The organism is Roseateles sp. GW821-FHT09H10 (genome assembly GCF_059415865.1).
Window position 1 is genome coordinate 936,645 of sequence record NZ_JBWKOB010000002.1, and the last position, 18,335, is coordinate 954,979.

General features: G+C 70.6%; 22 protein-coding genes. 6 read left to right on the plus strand and 16 right to left on the minus strand.

Features of this window, described 5'->3' with window-relative positions; genetic code table 11:
• Window positions 1-9 precede the first annotated feature (9 nt).
• Window positions 10-1,152: an SRPBCC family protein gene (locus AC07OY_RS12320; RefSeq protein ID WP_495042868.1), complete on the minus strand. Its 1,143-nt coding sequence runs from the start codon at window positions 1,150-1,152 to the stop codon at window positions 10-12.
• 77 nt (window positions 1,153-1,229) lie between these two features.
• On the opposite strand from AC07OY_RS12320, the gene AC07OY_RS12325 reads away from it, so the two are divergent.
• Entirely contained in the window at window positions 1,230-2,159 is a 930-nt protein-coding gene (locus tag AC07OY_RS12325) for a LysR substrate-binding domain-containing protein (protein ID WP_495042869.1), read from the plus strand.
• 5 nt (window positions 2,160-2,164) lie between these two features.
• Here the strand turns inward: AC07OY_RS12325 and AC07OY_RS12330 are convergent, their stop codons facing one another.
• The 3 genes from AC07OY_RS12330 to AC07OY_RS12340 all read right to left on the minus strand — a co-directional run bounded on the left by AC07OY_RS12330 (window position 2,165) and on the right by AC07OY_RS12340 (window position 4,912).
• Window positions 2,165-3,448 carry a hypothetical protein gene (locus AC07OY_RS12330; RefSeq protein ID WP_495042870.1) on the minus strand — a complete coding sequence of 428 codons (1,284 nt, stop codon included), beginning with the start codon at window positions 3,446-3,448 and terminating at the stop codon, window positions 2,165-2,167.
• Window positions 3,449-3,555: 107 nt separating this feature from the next.
• The gene (locus tag AC07OY_RS12335) at window positions 3,556-4,347 is read right to left on the minus strand and encodes a hypothetical protein (RefSeq protein WP_495042871.1); all 792 of its coding nucleotides are present in this window, start codon (window positions 4,345-4,347) and stop codon (window positions 3,556-3,558) included.
• Window positions 4,348-4,351: 4 nt separating this feature from the next.
• Window positions 4,352-4,912, minus strand: coding sequence for a neutral zinc metallopeptidase (locus AC07OY_RS12340; RefSeq protein ID WP_495042872.1), 561 nt, complete (start codon window positions 4,910-4,912; stop codon window positions 4,352-4,354).
• Between the two features lie 296 nt (window positions 4,913-5,208).
• Here AC07OY_RS12340 and AC07OY_RS12345 point away from each other — a divergent pair, with 296 nt between their 5' ends.
• Window positions 5,209-5,820, plus strand: coding sequence for an OmpA family protein (locus AC07OY_RS12345; protein WP_495042873.1), 612 nt, complete (start codon window positions 5,209-5,211; stop codon window positions 5,818-5,820).
• Between the two features lie 13 nt (window positions 5,821-5,833).
• Here AC07OY_RS12345 and AC07OY_RS12350 read toward each other — a convergent pair whose 3' ends face one another.
• Both AC07OY_RS12350 and AC07OY_RS12355 read right to left on the minus strand, forming a co-directional pair.
• Complete coding sequence (locus AC07OY_RS12350; RefSeq protein ID WP_495042874.1) at window positions 5,834-6,604, minus strand: helix-turn-helix domain-containing protein; 771 nt, start codon at window positions 6,602-6,604, stop codon at window positions 5,834-5,836.
• Window positions 6,601-6,981, minus strand: a complete 381-nt coding sequence (locus AC07OY_RS12355; protein ID WP_495042875.1) for a phosphopantetheine adenylyltransferase — start codon at window positions 6,979-6,981, stop codon at window positions 6,601-6,603. The genes AC07OY_RS12350 and AC07OY_RS12355 overlap by 4 nt, the downstream gene beginning before the upstream one ends.
• A 122-nt stretch (window positions 6,982-7,103) precedes the next feature.
• Here AC07OY_RS12355 and AC07OY_RS12360 point away from each other — a divergent pair, with 122 nt between their 5' ends.
• Window positions 7,104-7,406: a DUF2834 domain-containing protein gene (locus tag AC07OY_RS12360; protein ID WP_495042876.1), complete on the plus strand. Its 303-nt coding sequence runs from the start codon at window positions 7,104-7,106 to the stop codon at window positions 7,404-7,406.
• On the opposite strand, the gene AC07OY_RS12365 is transcribed toward AC07OY_RS12360, so the two are convergent.
• Genes AC07OY_RS12365 through AC07OY_RS12375 form a run of 3 tightly spaced genes read right to left on the minus strand, consistent with a single transcriptional unit; the run spans window position 7,355 to window position 9,272 of the window.
• On the minus strand, window positions 7,355-7,975 hold the full coding sequence (locus AC07OY_RS12365) for an HD domain-containing protein (protein ID WP_495042877.1): 621 nt from the start codon (window positions 7,973-7,975) through the stop codon (window positions 7,355-7,357). The two genes, AC07OY_RS12360 and AC07OY_RS12365, sit on opposite strands and share 52 nt — an antisense overlap.
• Window positions 7,972-8,334: a VOC family protein gene (locus AC07OY_RS12370; RefSeq protein WP_495042878.1), complete on the minus strand. Its 363-nt coding sequence runs from the start codon at window positions 8,332-8,334 to the stop codon at window positions 7,972-7,974. Before AC07OY_RS12370 ends, AC07OY_RS12365 begins: the two co-directional genes overlap by 4 nt.
• A gap of 44 nt (window positions 8,335-8,378) precedes the next feature.
• Complete coding sequence (locus AC07OY_RS12375; RefSeq protein ID WP_495042879.1) at window positions 8,379-9,272, minus strand: AraC family transcriptional regulator; 894 nt, start codon at window positions 9,270-9,272, stop codon at window positions 8,379-8,381.
• Between the two features lie 234 nt (window positions 9,273-9,506).
• Here AC07OY_RS12375 and AC07OY_RS12380 point away from each other — a divergent pair, with 234 nt between their 5' ends.
• Window positions 9,507-10,253 (plus strand): SDR family NAD(P)-dependent oxidoreductase, encoded by a 747-nt coding sequence (locus AC07OY_RS12380; RefSeq protein ID WP_495042881.1) that lies wholly within the window; start codon window positions 9,507-9,509, stop codon window positions 10,251-10,253.
• Window positions 10,254-10,539: 286 nt separating this feature from the next.
• Window positions 10,540-11,604, plus strand: coding sequence for a ribosome small subunit-dependent GTPase A (gene rsgA / locus AC07OY_RS12385; RefSeq protein ID WP_495042882.1), 1,065 nt, complete (start codon window positions 10,540-10,542; stop codon window positions 11,602-11,604).
• Window positions 11,605-11,618: 14 nt separating this feature from the next.
• Here the strand turns inward: rsgA and AC07OY_RS12390 are convergent, their stop codons facing one another.
• Genes AC07OY_RS12390 through AC07OY_RS12400 form a run of 3 tightly spaced genes read right to left on the minus strand, consistent with a single transcriptional unit; the run spans window position 11,619 to window position 14,887 of the window.
• Entirely contained in the window at window positions 11,619-13,286 is a 1,668-nt protein-coding gene (locus AC07OY_RS12390) for a long-chain-fatty-acid--CoA ligase (RefSeq protein WP_495042883.1), read from the minus strand.
• Window positions 13,283-14,158, minus strand: a complete 876-nt coding sequence (locus tag AC07OY_RS12395) for a DMT family transporter (protein WP_495042884.1) — start codon at window positions 14,156-14,158, stop codon at window positions 13,283-13,285. Before AC07OY_RS12395 ends, AC07OY_RS12390 begins: the two co-directional genes overlap by 4 nt.
• A gap of 15 nt (window positions 14,159-14,173) precedes the next feature.
• Complete coding sequence (locus AC07OY_RS12400; RefSeq protein ID WP_495042885.1) at window positions 14,174-14,887, minus strand: TetR/AcrR family transcriptional regulator; 714 nt, start codon at window positions 14,885-14,887, stop codon at window positions 14,174-14,176.
• Between the two features lie 111 nt (window positions 14,888-14,998).
• Here AC07OY_RS12400 and AC07OY_RS12405 point away from each other — a divergent pair, with 111 nt between their 5' ends.
• Entirely contained in the window at window positions 14,999-15,451 is a 453-nt protein-coding gene (locus AC07OY_RS12405; RefSeq protein WP_495042886.1) for a nuclear transport factor 2 family protein, read from the plus strand.
• Here the strand turns inward: AC07OY_RS12405 and AC07OY_RS12410 are convergent.
• From AC07OY_RS12410 to AC07OY_RS12425, 4 genes are all read right to left on the minus strand, one after another.
• Window positions 15,415-15,642, minus strand: coding sequence for a cysteine-rich CWC family protein (locus AC07OY_RS12410; RefSeq protein WP_495042887.1), 228 nt, complete (start codon window positions 15,640-15,642; stop codon window positions 15,415-15,417). The two genes, AC07OY_RS12405 and AC07OY_RS12410, sit on opposite strands and share 37 nt — an antisense overlap.
• A complete protein-coding gene (locus tag AC07OY_RS12415; protein ID WP_495042888.1) occupies window positions 15,639-16,052 on the minus strand; it encodes a DUF1801 domain-containing protein in 414 nt (137 codons plus the stop codon). Before AC07OY_RS12415 ends, AC07OY_RS12410 begins: the two co-directional genes overlap by 4 nt.
• 77 nt (window positions 16,053-16,129) lie before the next feature.
• Window positions 16,130-16,831: a hypothetical protein gene (locus AC07OY_RS12420; RefSeq protein WP_495042889.1), complete on the minus strand. Its 702-nt coding sequence runs from the start codon at window positions 16,829-16,831 to the stop codon at window positions 16,130-16,132.
• Window positions 16,832-16,911: 80 nt separating this feature from the next.
• Complete coding sequence (locus AC07OY_RS12425) at window positions 16,912-18,213, minus strand: DUF4397 domain-containing protein (protein WP_495042890.1); 1,302 nt, start codon at window positions 18,211-18,213, stop codon at window positions 16,912-16,914.
• Between the last annotated feature and the right edge of the window lie 122 nt (window positions 18,214-18,335).

An 18,335-nucleotide genomic window follows, 5' to 3' on the forward strand; every position in this document is an offset into this window, starting at 1 on the left:
CGCGAAGCTTCAGCCGGCCGCGCGCGCCTCGAAGGCCCGCTTCAGCCGCGCCATCGACTGCACCGATTCCTGCTCCACGCGGCGCCGCCCGATCAGCAGGTTGTAGAGGCCCCAGACCGGCCCTGGCAGCGTGTAGACCAGCCGGCGCTCGAAGCGCGTGCCGGCGGCGCAGGCCTCGACCCGGTAGTCCACCCGCAGCCACAGCCGGTGCGGGCCCTGGGCCTCGGCCTGCCAATGCACGCCGGGCTGGTAGGCCGTGACCTGCCAGCGCAGATGGCCGGGCCGGCCGCCGGCGTGGATGTCTTCCTCGAAGCGCACGCCGGGGGCCTGCGGGCCGGCCGCCACCTGCACGCCGCGCGAGGAGGGGTGCCAGTCGGGCCAGTGGCTGGGCGCGGCGGCATAGGCCAGCACGGCCTCGGGGCTGCCGCTGATCTCGACCGCATGGATCTGCACGGTCTGCCCCTCACCCTGGGCATGCGGTTCCCAATGCAGCGTCCCGCACAGCCAGTCCATCAGCGGCATGACGATGTTGAGATTGCGCTCAGCCATCAGGCTGCGGCGGTGGTGCAGCTGGTGCAGGCGGCGCATCTGGCGTATCCAGGGCAGGGCGGCCAGCGGATGGCCGTCGGGCAGGTGCTCGCAGGCATGCATCACCTCGTAGAGCAGATAGCCCGCGATGACGGTGCCGCCGAACAGCGCGGCGGCGTTGGGGCTCCAGTGCCCGAGCAGCCACCAGGCCGGCAAGGCCAGCGCCAGCGTGAACACGACGATGAGCCAGGGTGGGAACAGGATGACGCGCCAGTCCCGCGCGCCCTCCCAATGCATATTCCCCTCGGCGAAGAAGCTGTGGTGGTCGCCCGTGTGGCGCTGGTAGAAGAGCTTGCCCAGGCGCGTCTTGGTGTGGCCCAGGCCCTGGTGGATGCGGTACTCGCCCCAGTTGCAGAAGAGCAGGGCCGCCGGCACGGCCAGCCACTCCAGTGCGCTGGGGTCGGCCACCTGGCGCCAGAAGAACCACAGCGTGGCCAGGCCCCAGGCCGCCACGAAGCCGCCATGCAGCCAGGCGTTGTAGCGCGGCGAGATGGCGGCGCGGTAGCGGGCGCGGAAAGGGGCGACGTCGTGGACGGGGGCCGCTGGCTGGCTGGTCGAAATCATGGGGATGTCTCCTGATGGCGCCAGCTTAGGAAGAGCACCATCATCTTTCCAATGGATATTGATGGGGCTCATCATTCATGAATCCGATATGGCACCGGCTGGACCTCAACCTGCTGCGCGTGTTCGACGCGCTGATGCAGGAGGGCCACCTGACCCGCGCCGCCGAGCGCCTGCACCTGAGCCAGCCGGCGGTCAGCAACGCGCTGGCGCGGCTGCGCGAGCAGCTCGGCGCACCGCTGTTCGTGCGCAACGCCCGCGGCATGACGCCCACCGCCCAGGCCCAGGCCCTGCACGGCCCCGTGCGCGCCGCGCTGCGCCTGCTGCAGGACGGCCTGGCCCCCGAAGCGGCCTTCGACCCCGGGCAGGCCGAGCAGCGCTTTCATCTGTCCATGAACGACTACGCGCAGTTCGCGCTGCTGCCCGCGCTGCTGGCGCGGGTGCGCGAGCAGGCGCCGCGGCTGCTGCTGCAGGTCGAACCCGATGCCGCCGACACACTGCCCACACGCCTGGCCGCCGGCACCCTGGACCTGGCGCTGGACTATCTGCACTTCGAAGCGCCCGAGCTCTGCTACCAGCCCCTGCACCAGGAGGAGCTCGTCGTCATTGCCCGCCGGGGACATCCCGCCCTGTCGCGCAACGGGCGCAGCATCGGCCTGGCCCGCTATGAGGCCGCCCAGCACGTCACCATCCCGCCGCGCGCCGGCCGCGGCTCGCCGCTGGAGATCGTGCTCGGCTCCGCCAAGCTGCGCCGCCACATCGGCCTCTTCGTGCCCGGCTATATGGCCATCCCCGGTGTCGTCGCCGCGTCCGACTTGCTGGGCACGGTCCCGCGCCGCCTGGCCGATGCCTGCGCCGCGTCCCTGCCCTTGGCGCGGCTGCCCTTGCCCTTCGACATGCCACCGGTGCAGGTCAGCCTGATCTGGCACCGCCAGCAGGAGGGCAATCGCGGCCTGCAGTGGCTGCGCCAGCAGATCGTGGAGGCGGTCGCTGGCCTGACGGGCGGATAGGCGCGTCAGCCGCGCGCGGCCAGCGCCTGCATGGCGGCCTCGGCGTGCTCGCGCTCCACCTCCAGCCGCGCCGCCAGCGCCTGGGTGCGTGCATCGGCCTGCGACTTCAGCAGGGCCTCGCGGATCTCCGTGCAGCGCTTGTGGCTGTCCAGGGCGGCGCGCCAATGCTGCTGGGCCTCCTGCAGCAGGCTGTTCTCCAGATGCACGCGCGCCAGCTGTTCGGGCGAATGGCCATCGCCCAGCAGCTCCAGCGCCAGCGCGACATGGCCGGCCGCGGAGCGGTACTGGCCCGCCAGCCTCTCCACGCAGGCCAGCCGCCGCTCCAGCATGCCGAGGTCGGGACCGGCGCCAGTGATGCGCGCCGACTTCACGCCACGCCACAGCCACTCGCGCGCCTCTTCCATGCGACCGAGGGCGATCAGCGCATCCGCGGCGCTGTTCACGCCCTCCGGCACGAAGTGGTGGCGCTCATCCGCGATCAGCGCGTCGATGTGCAGCTGGATGCCGTCCAGCGCTTCCCGCAGTTCGCGGTTGTGCGCAGAGGCATCCCGCGCCAGCGCGTGGTCCAACCGGTAGATCAGCAGGTTGCCATGGCACACCGCGCGCAGGTTCGGTTCGTCGAAGCCATGCAGCAGGCCCATGGCCCGCGTGGCGGCGTCCACCGCTTCGGGCACGCGGCCGAGTGCGTGATAGGCGGCACCGGCGTTGTTCCACCAGATGCACTGCTCGCCCGGCAGGTCGTTCACCTCGGGCAGCAGGCGCAGCGCGCGGCTCAGCAGGCCGAGAGCCTCGGCCGCGTCGCCCATGCGCGCCATGCCGATGGCCTGCAGGCCCAGCACGCGCAGCAGCCGGCCCGGCGCATGCGCACGGTCCAGCAGGTCGATGGCGCGATAGCCGGCCAGCGTGGATTCCTTCATGCGGCCGGCGTACTGCTGGCTGAGCGACACCATGTGTTCGCAGATCCCTTGCGACAGCAGGTCGCCGGCCGCCACCAGCCGCGGCTTGAGCGCCTGGCACAGGGCCAGGGCCTCGTCGATGCGGCCGCCGCGGGCGCTGCGCTCGGCGCGCGCCAGCATGTCGTGGATAGGCTCCTCGATGTCGGCAACGGCCGGCGCCGGAGCGGCCTTGCGACGCTTGCGGCCCGCGTCGGCCGGCACCGTGATGGGCTCCGGCGCCTGCAGCGCGCTCACCAGCTGCGCAAAGCCGATCTCGCCAGCCGACGACAAGGACGCCCGGCCCGGCTCATCGCCTGGGGGCGATGCGGAAGAAGGGGTTGCCGGGTGGGGCATGGTCGCGGGCCTGGAGAACGGGCTCGCCATGCTACGGGCAGGCCCCGCTGCGGTGCCCCGAGAGATTCCCGCCCTTCGCATCACACCCCTTGTCGGCAGCGCCAGGGTCATGTGCCGGCGGGCTTCCTGGCCTGCAGTGCCGCCCAGAGCCGGTTGGCTGCCACGGCGGCCTGGTGGCGCTGGGCCTCGGTGAGGCGCCGGTAGTCCTCCGTGGCGAGGAACCAGTCCGCGCTCAGCTTGTCACCGGAGCGCTGGGCCACCAGGTTCCAGGCCGCGGCATCCACCGTCTGGCCCTCCATCAGATAGCTTTCGGACAGCATGGCCGCCGCGTGGCGGTTGCCCTGCGCATAGGCCGACTGCAGCGCCTCGCGGGCGGCCTGCAGATAGGGGAAGCCGGGCTCGTAGCCCTGTGCCTGGGGATGGCCGTTGAACTCGAACAGATAGCGCTCGGCCAGGTGGGTCAGGGCCTGCACGTCCTGGGCCGCGGCGGCCTTGCGCAGCGCGTCCAGGCCCATCTTGTAGTAGCGCTCGTCGATGAAATAGCCCAGCTGGCGCAAGGCGTCGTTGGCCGCCGCGTCGGCCGCCGACAAGGGCGGTGGCGCGGCATCGTCCGCTGCGGAGGCGGCCAGCGCCGGGTGGGCGGCCGAAGCCAGGCCTGCAGCCGCGATCGCGGAGGAGGCCGCCGACGCGGGCGGCATGGACGCGCCGCCGCCAAAGGACAGCACCGAGGGGACGAGCGAGGTCTTGGGGATCTCGCTTGCCCCCGTGCCGGCGACGCTGGCCGCGGCCGCCGCACTCGTCGCCTGCGGCCCCGCCGACGGTGCATCGTCACGCAGCCACACGGCGTATGCGCCCCAGGCAGCAATGCAGGCGACGCCCGTCAGAAGCGCGGAACGCACGGGCTTACAGGCTGTTGAGGCAGGTGTTGGTGCTCGTGGCGTAGCCGCGCCGCGCGTAGTAGTCGCGCTGCGACGGCGTGCCGTGCGTGCCGTAGTCGGCCGCGGCGCGCGCGGACCGCACCGATGCCTCGATGAAGGACGGATAGCGCAGGCTGGTCTCGGCGTACTTGGCGAAGCTGCCGGCCACGCAATCGGCCTGCAGCTCCTGGTAGGGCGAACGCAGGCGGATGCCGTAGTTGAACTGGATGGCGTGGCCCCATTCATGGGCCAGCACGAACTTGGCCGCGTAGTTGCCATAGCCTTCCTGCTGCTGCAGGAAGCTGGTGCCCACGCTGATGACGTAGGGGCTGCACGCGAAGGCGCTGAGCTGCTGCTCGCCGCAGGCATAGCTGTTCACATAGACACGGGGCTGGGCATAGCCGCCGAGCAGGCGGGAGATTTCGGAGGCGCTGCTCTGGATGTAGCTGCTGGTGACGGTGACGGCGTTGGCGGATGCACAGGCCGCCAGGGCAAGCGCGGCCGCGACGCGCAGGCGGCGCCGCGCGATGGATGAAGGCTGGCTCATGAGGACGGGTTCGCTGTTGATGCCGCGCAGAGGGCGCGGCGCCTGGCGCGTCGCGGAGGGACACGCCTTTTTCAGTGTGTTGAACCCGCACCCTGCACGGTCAAGGGTTTCGCCGAGGCTCGCAACTACCGACTGACGCCCCGGCGCTTCTGCGCTTGCCCGTCACACCCAGGCGCCGAACGGTAAGGCTTTGTTTGGCCCGGTTAACGGCGCAAGGATTGCTCACAGCTCGGTACGTTTGTCCGTGAAGGACTGCCTAGAGTCGCGCCTCTTTCTCCTCCACGAGCCCACCACCGATGTCGAGACTCTCGCCCCTGATCATCGCCAGCAGCGTCCTGTTGCTGAGCGCTTGCGCCACCAAGGAATTCGTCAAGGAGACCGTCGCGCCGGTGCAGACCAGCGTGGACGGCCTCGGTACCCGCGTGCAGGCGCATGACGACGGCCTCAAGTCCCTGGACGGCCGGCTGCAGGGCAGCGAGACGCGCATCCAGGCCCTGGAAAAGGACGCCGTGGCGCGTGCCCAGGCCATTGCCAATCTGCCCAAGCCGCCGGGCTTGCTGATGAGCACCCTGCTGACCGATGACAAGATCAAGTTCAGCTCGGGCCGCGCCCAGCTCACCGAGCAGGCCGGCCAGGAACTCGATCAACTCGTCGCCAAGCTCAAGGCCGACAACCAGCCCGTGTTCGTCGAGATCCAGGGCCACACCGACGCCACGGGCAGCGACGCGGTCAACCGGCAGCTGGGCCTGCAGCGCGCCGAAGCCGTGCGCCTGCACCTGTCCCGCGCCGGCCTGCCGCTGGCACGCATGTCCACCATCAGCTATGGCGAGACCGCGCCCCTGGCCGACAACAACAGCCGCGAAGGCCGCAGCACGAACCGGCGGGTCCAGCTGATCGTGATGCGCTGAGTCTCAGGCAGCATCAGCGTTGGGCCTGGGCGTCCGCCAGGGCCTGACGCGTCACCTCGTCCGTCGGGAAGAGGTGCTCCACCTTCAGCGACGCCAGCGTGATGTCCAGCGGCGTGCCGAAGCTCGTGATGGTGGAGAAGAAGCTCAGCACGCGGCCGTCGGCCGCGCGCAGCCGGAAGGCCAGCACGGGCAGGTTGCCGGTCTCGACCGCGGTCCAGGGCGACAGCGTCGGCCGCAATTCGTCCAGCAGGGCGCGCAGCCTGGGCAGATGCTCGGCTTCGCGGCAGGCGCGGGCCCACATCTCGCCGCACAGCCAGGCCTCGTCCTCGCACATCGAGCGCAGGCCGCCGGGCGCAAAGACGGCGCGCAGCAGGTTCAGCGGCTGGCCGAGCATGGCCTCGGCCGGCAGGCCCAGCAGGCCTATCAGCCGTGCCAGTCCGGCATTGGCCATGACGACGTTGTACTCGCCGTCCAGCACCAGGGCCGGCGCCGCGCCGTTGGCGTGGATCAGCTGTTCCAGCGCGGCGCGCACCGGCGCCATCTCGGGCGCGTCCAGTGCGCGTTCCGCGTGGGCGGGCGCATAGCCGGCAGCGAGCAGGGCCTGGTTGCGCTCCTGCAGCGTGGCGCCGAGGGCGTCGAGCAGGGCGATCAGCGTCTCGCGGCCGGCACGCGAGCGGCCCGTCTCGATGCAGCTGAGATGGCGTTGCGAGACGCCGGTGCGCAGCGACAGCTCGAGCTGGCTGACGCGGCGGGACTTGCGCAGGATGGCGAGGGTGGCGGTCATGGCTTGGCTGTGGGCAGCAGGTGGACGATGCCGGCGGCGAGCAGCAGTATCAGCGCCGCCACGTCCAGCTTGACGACGGTGGCCAGCGGCGCTGGCAGCGTGCCGGTCGGGATGGCGAACAGCAGGAAGGACGCGACGCTGACGAGCCCCGCGACCAGTGCCGGGCCCCGCAAAGCGGGCTGCCACGCGGCCCAGGCGAGGAAGGCGGCGAGCAGGCCGAAGAGCACGGCGCGGTGGCGCAGCAGCAGTTCGAGGCCGGGTTCGCGGGCATCGACGCCGTAGAGGGCGGACAGCTTGGTGGCGCCCAGCACGCCGGCCAGCGGCAGGGCATGCAGCAGGGCGACGAGGGCGAGGGTGGCGGGGACGAGCAGCTTCATGGGGCGGACCTTAGGCCACGCGCCGCCGCTCGGCGATGACCTCCGAGGTCATTGCGGCGATGCACCCGGCGGCCGAGCATGAGGCCATCAACCACCGTCAACCGTCCCTCAAGGAGATCGTCATGAGAGCCGTCCTGATCCTCGTCCTCGCCGCCTTCGGCGCCTACTCGACCTATGTGATGTGGCAGGTCGGCTACCTCGGCATCTGGCAGGCCGGCATGAGCAGCCTCGGCGCCTGGCAGGTGCTGCTGGACCTCATCATCATGTCCTGGATCGCGCTGGGCTTCATCTGGCGCGATGCGCGGCAGACGGACCGCACGGTCTGGCCCTTCGCGCTGATCACGCTGGCCGCCGGCTCCTTCGGCCCGCTGCTCTATCTGCTGCTCAAGCCGTCGGGCCGCGGCAGCGCGCTGAGCGCCGCCTGAAGATTGGCGCGCGCGGCCGCCTCGAAGCGCGCGCGCAGGGCCTGAGTGCCGTACAGCGCCGGCCGGGCCAGAAAGCCTGCCAGGATGGCACCGCGCTTCTCGTTGAAGAGCGCCTGCGGCACGTGGGCGTACTCGCGGCGGATCTGCGTCTCGTACTCGGCAAAGCGCGCCGGCGCGGCGCCGAGGATGGCGAGGTCGATGTCGACGAGGAGCTGCTCGTCGGGCGTGGCCGCTGCCACGCTGTGACGCGTGGCCAGCACCAGGGCCGCGACGCGCCCGGCCACGTCGGCAGGCGCGCCGGCATCCAGCAGCGCGGCGCGCGCCCAGTCGGCGCTCAAGGCCTCGTTGTCATGCCGGTGCACGTCGTAGATCGCGTCATGGAACCACAGCGCGATCTCGATCTCGGCGGGCCGCTGGGCCAGATGGGCGAACTCGCCGCACAGGGCCACGCATTCGTCCAGATGCTGGCGCGTGTGATAGCCGCGGTGCGGCTCCGCATAACGGGCCAGCAGCTCGGCTTGCAGGGCCTCGCCGCCGCGCGCGCCCAGGGCTGCCCAGGCCTGCTTCATGGCAGCGGCTGGCCGAACATCAGGCGATGCCCATCGACGCTGCGCACACCGAACTCGCGCATGCCCCAGGGCTCGTCACGCAGCGGCTTGATGAGCTCGGCACCCCTGCCTTTGATCTCGGCGTACAACGTGTCGATATCGCTGACCTGCACATAGGCGAAATAGCTGTGGTCGCCGAGCTGGGCCGGCGGGATGGCGTCGGGACACTCGCCGGCCATGATGACGCAGGCATCGCGCTCCAACCAGCACCAGCCGGGGTCGCCCATGTCGTGGACGGCGAAGCCGAGCACGTCGCGATACCAGGCGGCGGAGCGCGCCAGATCGGGCACGGCGACGACGTAGCGAGGTTGGGCCAGCATCTGGCCATGTTAGGCCGGCACCGCGGCGGGATGGCCGCGGGCCCTCAGACGGCCGCCGCAACCCCGGCTGCCCGCGCCCCCAGCCGCACTTTGTCCCGCCCCGGCGGCGCGCCGAACAGGCGGCTGTACTCGCGGCTGAACTGCGAGGGGCTGTCGTAGCCGACGCTGTAGCCGATGGCCGCCACGTCGCCGGCGTCGGCCAGGATGCGCGCCCGCGCCTCCTGCAGCCGGATCAGCTTCTGGTACTGCAGCGGGCTCATGGTCGTCGCGCCGCGGAAGTGGCGGTGGAAGGACGACTCGCTCATGGCCACCATGTCGGCCAGCATGGGAATGGAGATGGCCTCGGCATGATGGGCGCGGATGAAGCGGATGGCCCGGCCGATCTGCGACAGCCGGCTGTCCGCCAGGCCGATCTGTCTCATCATGGCGCCTTGCGGGCCGTGCAGCAGACGCCACACCAGCTCACGCTCCACCAGCGGCCCCAGCACGGCGGCGTCGCGCGGCGAGTCCTTCAGCCTCAGCATGCGCACCACGGTGTCGATGAGGTCTTCCGAAGCATTGCTGACGGCATAGCCCGCGGGTTCCGATGCCGCCGCCGCGGGGCCCATCTCCAGCAGCAGGGAGGAGATGGTGGAGGCGCGCAGCGTCATGCCGGCGCCGAGATAGGGCTTGTCGGGGCTGGCCTCGATGACGCAGCCGGCAATCGGCAGCTCCACGCCCACGACGAGGAACTGGCCCTGGCCGTACTCGAACACCTCATCGCCCAGCATGGCGCGCTTGGCGCCCTGGGCGACGATGACGAAGGTCGGCTCCATCACATGGTGGACCATCTCGGTAGGAGCCTCCACCGAGCCCGCGAAAACGTCCCCCGGGCGGCGCTCGCCCATGGGGGCGGCGTGGCGCTGGATGAGCTGCCGCAATGCTTCGAGTGAACCCATGCCGACACCGTAACCGCTGCTCCCGGCGCGCTCAAGGGGCGGCTGGACGATAGGGCCTGGATTGAGCGAATCGTGCAAGAGCTTGGTGGTTTTGGGCTACCGCCCCTGGGCCGATCGGCGCGCCCAGCGGGCGCCCCGCGCACGATGGGCGAATCGTGCAATCACATGACCGGATTTGGCTGCTCCAAACGGCGGTCAGCCGATTCAATGCGGGCCTTCATCCAGGAGGTCGCAATGATGATGCAAGGCAACACCATCCTCGTCGCCGGCGGCGCCCGCGGCATCGGGCGCGGCGTGGCGGAGCTGCTGTGCCGGCTGGGCAACGAGGTCATCGTCTTCGATGCCGAGCCGGGCGCGGCGCAGGCGGTGGCGCGCAGCGTTCCCGGCATGCGGGCCGTCGACCTGGACCTGGCCGATCCCTGGAGCGTCGCCGGCTTCACCGAGCAGGTCACGGCGGCCTGTCCGGGCCTGAACATGCTGGTCAACATCGCCATCGCCTTCCCGGTGAGATCCCTGCCCGGCATGCAAGCCCTGCTCGAAGACGACGGCAGCCTCGAGAGGCTGGAGGCGCAGCGGCTGGGCATGCAGCACCTGACCGGCGCGCTGCTGCCGCACTTCCGCAAGCGCAGCCACAGCGCGGTGCTGAATGTGTCCGCCGGGCCGATGCCGGCTTCGCTGCGGCCGGCCATGGACGGCGGCATGCCGGGCTGCAGCCTGTCGGTCAGGAAGCGCTGGGTCAGGGCCTGCATCGACGTGATCGACGTCGCCCTGCCATCCCGTGCGCAGCGCATGAGCCCGGCGCCGGCTGCCCGGCCGCCCGGCGTCGCGCGGGCCGAGTTCATCTCCAGCGTGGCCCATCTGCTCGCCGAGGGCCTGCACGAAGCGACTGCGCTGACGCGGCTGCGGGCGCTGTGGCCCGCGGCACCCGCGGCGGCGACGCGACAGACCCGGGACGACGATCTGGTCTCCGAGGTCCATTGAGAGGCCGCGCCATTGACCTGCACCGCATAACGCTGCAGACTCGCGGCCTTCATCCATCCAGCCGAACAGGAGAAAGCCATGGAACAAGCAGATCGTGTCGCCCTCCTCGAGTCGGCTGCGCTGAGCGCCCCAGGCCACTGAACCTGCGCTCGACCCTGCGTTCATCGCGGGTCCATTGATCGCCGCGCAATCCGCGGCCGGCTTCCCATCCCTTCACCTTCGTGCGCCGACGCGTACGAAGCGGGTCCGCGCCAGCGCGCGGACGAAGCCCAATCAATGGACTCCCATGATCGAATTCGATTTCGAAACCCTGCACGCTTTCGGGCTGACACCCGCCCTCGCGAGCCGTGCCACTCAACTCACCGCTCCCGAACCCGGCCTGCGCCTGGCGCGCGTCACCGAGGTGCAGCGCAACTGCTTCACCCTGCATGACGGCCGCTGCGAGCTGCTGGCCCGCGAGCTGCCGCGGCTGGTGCAGCAGCTGCAGACCACGGCCCAGCTGCTGACCATCGGCGACTGGGTCGCCGCCCACATCGACGCCCATGGCGAGGCCTGGATCGTCGAGCGGGTCGAGCCCGTCACGCAGATCGCGCGCCGCGCCAACGACGGGCGCCGCCAGCCGCTCGCCAGCAATGTCGATGCGGCCCTGCTGGTGATGGGACTGGACACCGACTTCAACGCCCGCCGCATGGAGCGCTATATCGCGATGGTGCGGGCCTGCGGCGTGGTGCCGGTCGTCGTGCTGACCAAGCTGGACATCGCGCCGGACGCGCAGGCGCGCATCGCCGAGATGTACGCCCGCCTGCCGGCGACCGTGCCGGTGCTGCCGGTCAATGCCTTGACGCGCCAGGCCGCCAACGAGATCGCCCCCTGGCTGCATGCCGGCCAGACCCTGGTGCTGCTCGGGTCCTCGGGCGCCGGCAAGTCGACGCTGATCAACACCCTGGCCCATGCCGACCAGGCGACGGGCGGCGTGCGCAAGGGCGACGGCTGCGGCCGCCACACGACGACGGCTCGCACCCTGCACCTGTGCCCGCTGGGCGGCTGCATCATCGACACGCCGGGCCTGCGCACCTTCCGGCCGGATGCGGACGCGAAGACGCTGGCGGCGACCTTCGAGGACGTGCAGTCGCTCGCGCAGCAATGCCGCTTCCGCGACTGCCGACACGAGGGCGAGCCCGGCTGCGCGGTCCAGGCCCATGTCGACGCGGACCGCCTCGAGAACTACCAGAAGCTGCTGCGCGACGCCCAGCGCGGCGAGATGACGCCGCTGCAGCGCATCGAGCAGCGCGGCAAGTGGAAGGCCATCGGCAAGGCCGGCAGCCAGCGCGCGCGGGACAAGCGGGTGTGAGCCCGCCAGTCCGCTCAGCCCGCCCGTGCCTTCTCCCTCTCCTGCAGCGCCCGCCACATGACCTTGCCGGCACCGCTCTTGGGCAGGCTGTCGACGAACTCGATGAGGGCGGGCACCTTGTAGGCGGCCATGTTGGCGCGACACCAGTCGCGCAGCTGCTCTTCGGTCAGCGCCTCATGGCCGGCGCGCCGCACGACGACGGCCTTGACGGTCTCGCCGCGGTAGGCGTCGGGCGCCGAGATGATGCAGGCCTCGGCAATGCCGGGGTGGGCATGCATCAGGTTCTCGACCTCGCTGGGCCAGACCTTGAAGCCGCTGGCGTTGATCATGCGCTTCAAGCGGTCGGTCATGAAGAAGTAGCCGTCGGCGTCGACGAAGCCGATGTCGCCGGTGCGGAAAAAGCGCTTGCCGTCGAACTCGATGAAGGCAGCGGCCGTCGCATCCAGGCGCCGCCAGTAACCGTCAAACACCATGGGGCCGTGCACGATGATCTCGCCGGCCTCGCCGACGGGCAGTTCCTGCAGCGTGTCGGGGTCGACGACGCGCGAGTCGCAGCTCATATAGGGCACGCCCAGGCATTGCTGCTTGGGAGCGTCGTAGGGGTTGCTGTGGCTGGGCGCGGCCGTCTCGGTCAGGCCATAGCCTTCCATGTAGCGCAGACGCCAGCGCTGCCACAGCCGCTCGGCAATGGCCTGCGGCATGGAGGCGCCGCCGCCGCCGATGGTGACCATGCTGCTCATGTCGAAGCTGTCCACCTGCGGGCTGGCCAGCATGTCGATGACCATGGTCGGGATGTTGGTCCAGCGCGTGACGCGGTGTTCCTTGATCAGATGGGCGGCGTATTCGCGCTGCCAGCGCGGCATCAGCACCAGGCAGGCGCCGGCCGCCAGCGTGCCGTGCATGATGACGACCATGCCGGTGATGTGGAACATCGGCACGACGCCGAGCACGACGTCTTCATGGCTGACATTGGCCCACAGGCCGCCGGCAAAGATGTTGTGCTGCAGGCTGCGGTGCTTGTGCATGCAGCCCTTGGGGTGGCCCGTGGTGCCACTGGTGTAGGGCAGCAGGGCAAGGTCGTCGGCGCCGACGTCCAGCGTGGGCGGAGTGGCGGTGCAGGCCAGGGCATCGGCCCAGGCGGTGGTGCCGGCGGGCAGGGCGATGTCGGCGTTGAGCCAGTCGGCCCAACCCGGCGGAAGGCCATGGCCCTGGGTGCGGCCACCGGGCAGCACCTCGGCCAGGCGGGTCACCACCAGATCCTTGGCGGCCATGCCTGCCGACAGCCACTCGGCGCTGAGGTCGGCACTCGTGATGGCCAGCACGGCACCGCTGTCCTCGATCAGGTGCCTGATCTCCGCCGCCTTGTTCATCGGGTTGACGGGCACGACGACGGCATTCGCGCTGAGGACGGCGTAATGGGCGATGACGAGCTGGGGGCAGTTCTGCAGGCCCACCAGCACGCGGTCGCCTCGTCGGATGCCCCGCTGGGCCAGCCAGGCGGCCAGGCGCGCCACTTGGGCGGCCAACTCGGCGTAGGTCGTCGTCTGGCCGAGGAAGACCAGGGCGGGCCGCTGCGGGAAGCGGCGTGCGTTGATGGCGAGGTTGTCCGGCAGGGCCGTGGCCGGTGGCTCGATGGCGTGGGGCACGCGGACGGGCCAGAACTGGTGATGTGCTCGGCTCATGATGCTGTCTCCGTTTTCCTCTGCGCGACGACGAGATAGACACCGAGCAGCGTCACACCCATGCCGGCGATGGCTTGTGCGCCGAGTGTCTCGCCGAACAGCAACCACGCCATCACCGAGGTGACAGAGGGCACCAGATACATGGTGCTGGTCACGGCCGTCACCCGGCCATGGCGCAGCATGTAGAACATCAGGCTGATGCCGCCGGCCGTCAGCACCAGGATGCTCCAGGCCATGGCCACCAGCACCGAGGCATTCCATTCGATGCGCATGGGCTCCAAGGCCCAGGCCAGGGGCAGGGTCACGGCCAGCGAGGCCGCGAACTGCACGACCTGGCCGGTGCGCAGGTCGAAATGCGGCACGAAGCGCTTCTGGTAGAGCGTGCCGCCGGTGATGGCAAGCAGGGCCATCAGGCAGAGCAGCAGCGGCGGCCCGTAGCTGGTGCCGAGGTTGAGCTTGTGCCAGATGACGAGGATGACGCCGGCCAGGCCCAGCGCCACGCCCGCCCATTGCCGCGGCGCGACACGCTCGCCGATCAGCGGCGCCGCGGCGGCGACCAGCACCGGCTGCAGGTTGACGATCAGCGCCGCCGTGCCTGCCGGCAGGCCCTGGCGGATCGAGACCCAGACGCCGGCGAGGTAGAGGGCCTGGATGCCCAGGCCCGAGACGGCCAGGTGGGCCATGTCGCGCCGCGACGGCCACGCCGCCCGCGCCGCCAGTGCCAGGCCCAGCATCAGCGCGACGACGCCGGCATAGCGCCAGGCCAGAAAGGTCAGCGGGTCGGCGTAGGGCGCGGCCAGCTTGGCGACGATATAGCCGGTGGCCCAGATGAAGATGAACAGCGGGGGAGCAATGCGGTCGAGGGCGGTCATCGCCGCCCATCATGCCTAACCGGCCAAGACCCTCGCACTCATGAGGCGCACCAGCTCCGCGGGCTCCGGCAGCGGGCCGGGCAGGGGCAGGCCGGTGAAGGCTGCGTCCAGGCTCAGATGCGACAGGCCATGGGCCAGGCTCCAGCCAGTCAGCGCGATCAGCGGCCCCGAGGTGGCGTCGAAGCGCGTGGCCGCGTCGAGCAGCACGCGAAAGCTCGCTTCGGCGGCGCGGTCCAGGCCCGGGTGCTGCTGGCGCGAAGCCAGCACGGGGCCGAACATCAGGCGAAAGCGCGCCGGCCGGCGCCGCGCGAAGTCGACATAGGCGGCGGCGATGGCCAGCAGCTGCTCGCGCGCATCGCCCGGGTGGGCGTCGACGCCGGTCTGCATGGCGGCGCCGAGCTGCTCGAAGCTGCGCGCCGCCAGCGCCGCCAGCAGCTCGGGCAGGCCGGCAAAGTGGTGATAGGGCGCCGCATGCGACACGCCGGCGATGCGGGCCACGTCGCGCAGGCTCAAGCCCGCCGCGCCACGCTGGGCCAGCAGGGCCTCGGCGGCGTCCAGCAGGGCTTCGCGCAGCTCGCCATGGTGGTAGGCGCCGGCCGCCTTGGCGCGCGGCCGCGGCGGCTTCTCGCCGGCGGTGGGGCTGGCCGGCTTCGCGGGACGCGGCGCCCGCGCCGATCGGGCAGGGGTGGTCTTCGCGGCGGGCGTTCGGGCCGAAGCAGGCTTGCTCATGCGCCGCATCTTGCCATCGTCAAGATCGAGGCGGATACTGCCCTCATCTTTACACCGTCAAGATCATGCTTCCCTTCGCATGGCAGGGCGGACAGCAAGGAGAGTGCGGCCATGTATCACGCCATCGTCAAGCGCAAGCTGCTGAACGCCTTTGCCGAGCTGAACGCGGGGCGCTATGAGGGCATCCCGGCGCAGTTCGGCGCCGCGCACCGGCACTGCATGGTGGGCGACCACGCCCTCGGCGGCGAGCGCCGCGACCTGGCCGCGACGACGCGCTGGTATGGCCGGCTGCAGCGCCTGCTGCCGGGCCTGCGCTTCGAGGTGGACGGCATCTGGGTCAGCGGCTGGCCCTGGCGCACGCGCGCCGTCGTCGCCTGGCGCGACCGCTTCCAGCTGCCGGGCGGCCGCGAGGGCAGCAACCGCGGCATGCACGAGTTCGAGCTGCGCTGGGGCCGGGTCAGCGCCTTGACGGTGCATTGCGATACGGCCCGGCTGGCGGGCTATCTGGCCGAAGTGGCGGCGGCCGGTCAGCCCGAGGGGCTGGCGGCACCGATCACCGACTGACGGCGCAGGTCGGCCTCGATCAGCTCGTGCAAGCAGGGCAGGCACAGGCAGCCGCTGTACTGCTCGGCGAGCTGCACGCGCAGCCTCTCGGTGAGGCGGATGCCGAAGCAGGCGCAGTGGCCGGCATTGACGCCACATTCGAAGCCGCCGCCACAGCGCGGGCACTGGATGTCGAGCAGGGGGCCGTTCATTTGCGGCATTCGCGCAGCGCCGCCTCGCAGAGTTCGGCGAGCGCGCCCATGTCGATGTCGGACAGGCGCTTGATGTAGATACAGCCCTTGCCGGCGCGGTGCTTGCCCATCCGGGACAGCAGCTCGGCATGCTGGCTCGCGTCGCAGGTCAGGTAGAGGCTGATGTCGCCCTTGCCGCCGGCGCCGCTGGCAAAGCCGATCTCGAAGACGTCACCCTCGCGGCCGCTTTCATAGACATAGTGGTAGTCGCCGAAGCCGACCATGCGGCCCCACATCCTGGGCGGGTGGCCGCTGACGCGCTGCATCAGGGCCGCCAGCGCCCGGCAGTCGGCCGCGCGAGCTTCGGGCTGGGCGTCGAAATGGGCCTCGACATCGGCATCGGTCTTGACGGTCTTGTTGGCTGCGGCCATGGCAGTGCTCAGACGGGTGATGAGCGGGGATTGTGGATCGGCTGCCGCCGGTGTGCAGGCGGCGGTGAGGGGCAGGCTCAGGCCAGCGGGAACTGCGGGTCTTCCGGCGGCGCCAGCGGCGTCGCGCGCGCCAGGGCCATCCAGGTCGCGAAGTCGGGCTTGTGGGCGCGCTTGGGTGCCGGGCGGGCCAGTTCGAGGTGGGTCGCGTGGCCGATCAGCACGCCGTACTCGGGCGGGATCTCCTCGGGCTGGGCGATGCCCGCCTTGATGACGAACCAGCACTGGCCGCACAGGGCGCGGTAGGCGGCCGACTTGGCCGGGCGGCGCAACTCGCCCAGCAGGTCGGCGCGGCTGACCTTGATCTCGTGGATGGCGGGCTCGAGATAGTCCTCCACCGTGCTGTGGCGGATGGAATAGACGTCGGGCATGGCGTTGACCCAGAGCGTCTTGCCGCCCTCCTCGCCATCCGGGGCGGGCAGGCCGGCGCGCAAGCTGAGGCCCCGCCAAGCGATGCGGCCGGCGCGCTGCATCTCGGTGGCGACGCGCTCGACCAGGCCCTCGTGGGCGTCGCGGGCGGCGCGGTTGCGCGTCAGCGAGGCGGCGATATGGGCCACGCCCGCATCCGTCACGCGCAGGCGTTCACGGCCGTCGGCCTCCTGCAGGCGCTCGACCCAGCCGGCCGCGAGCAGTTCGACCTCGACGAAGTCCTGGCTGGGCCAGCCGGCGCTGCGCCACAGCAGGCGCAGGCGCTGCAGATGGAGGCGGGTGGGGGCGGACATGGCCCCATCTTCTCCCGAACCGGAATTGAAAAAGCCCCCGGCCGGCAGGCACGGGGGCTTTGCGAGGCGTCAGCCTGAGCTTACGGGCGCTCGCGCTTGGGCAGGGCGGTCATGCCCTGGCCGGCGGTGGCGCTGGGCACGGCGAAGAAGGTCCAGACGCTGTTGGCCGGGAAGGCCAGCGTGGCGTTGGTGTAGATGGCGGTGGCCGAGGTCGGCACCGTCACGTCCACCTGCGACGAGGTCGTCGACGAGATGCTGTTGGGCACGGACACGGTGCCCGGGGCGACGTTGGACGCGATGGCGCTGAAGTCGACGTTCAGCGACGTGCTCACGGTCGGCAGGGCGTTGACGAGGCGGACCTTGACGTTGCCGGTGACGGTGGGCAGGCGGTTGTCGTCGTCGAGCACGGACAACTTGGGCGCGGCGGCATCGCCCCAGACCAGCAGGGTGTAGTCCTTGCCGGCCGCGAGCGTCGGGGCGTTGAAGCTGACCGCGGCGCCGTTGACGTTGGCGCTCAGCGTGCTGGCGCCCGAGGCGGTGGTCACATACTCGCTGATCAGCGGGCTGATGGCGGGGGCGGCGAACATGGCCTGGCCGTTGATGGCCGAGCTCACGTTGCCACCGGCGGTCAGCGCGGCGACGGTGCGCACGCGCGACTGCGTGTTGGCGAAGTTCTTGACGGCGCCCTTCTGGACCAGGCTGATGCCGTTGACCAGCACGCCGCCGTCCGAGGCGGTCAGGATCAGCGTGTTGACGCTGGCCGAGTCCAGGGTGACGGCCGGGATGTCCAGGCGCAGGTCGGTGCGCTTGTTGTAGCCGGTCACGCGCACGCGGAAGGTGCCCGAGTTGATCTGGATGTAGCCGCTGCCGGCGCCGCCCTGCAGATTGGTCGTCAGCGCGGTGGCGGAGTCCAGGGGATCGGTGGCCGTGGTGACATAGATGTCCAGGGCGCCGGCATCGGGTGCCAGGTTCAGCACCAGCAGCTTGGCCTTGTTGGCCTCGGGCACCGTCTCGGCTTCCTGCAGCAGCGTCGTGCGCACGGCACCGGCGAAGCCGTAGGTGATGAAGGTGTAGTTGCTGCCCTGGGCCAGCGTGGGCGTCGTGGCCGACACGCTGGTGCCGACGTCGCTGGTCAGCACCTTGGTGGCGGTGGCGTTGGTGTCGACCGTGCCGTACTCGCCGACGGCCGCGTAGGCGACCTTGCTGTTGATGGTCTTGTCGTTGACCGACAGATCCAGCTGGGCGTAAGAGCGCGTGGCATTCAGCAGGCGCACTTGGGTATTGCTGTCGCCGCCGCCGCCGCCGCCGCAGGCGGTCAGGAATGCAGTGGCTGACAGGCTCAGCGTCAGGACCAGACGGGTGGCCCAGGGGGTGAATCGCATCGAAAACTCTCCGAAAAAACCAAACCGCCGGGCCTGATTGCCAAGGTGCGGCCAAATACGCGGACTCGCGATTAGAACTCAAGCCGAGGATGTCACGGTTTCCCGCATCTAGCGGCCGGTGA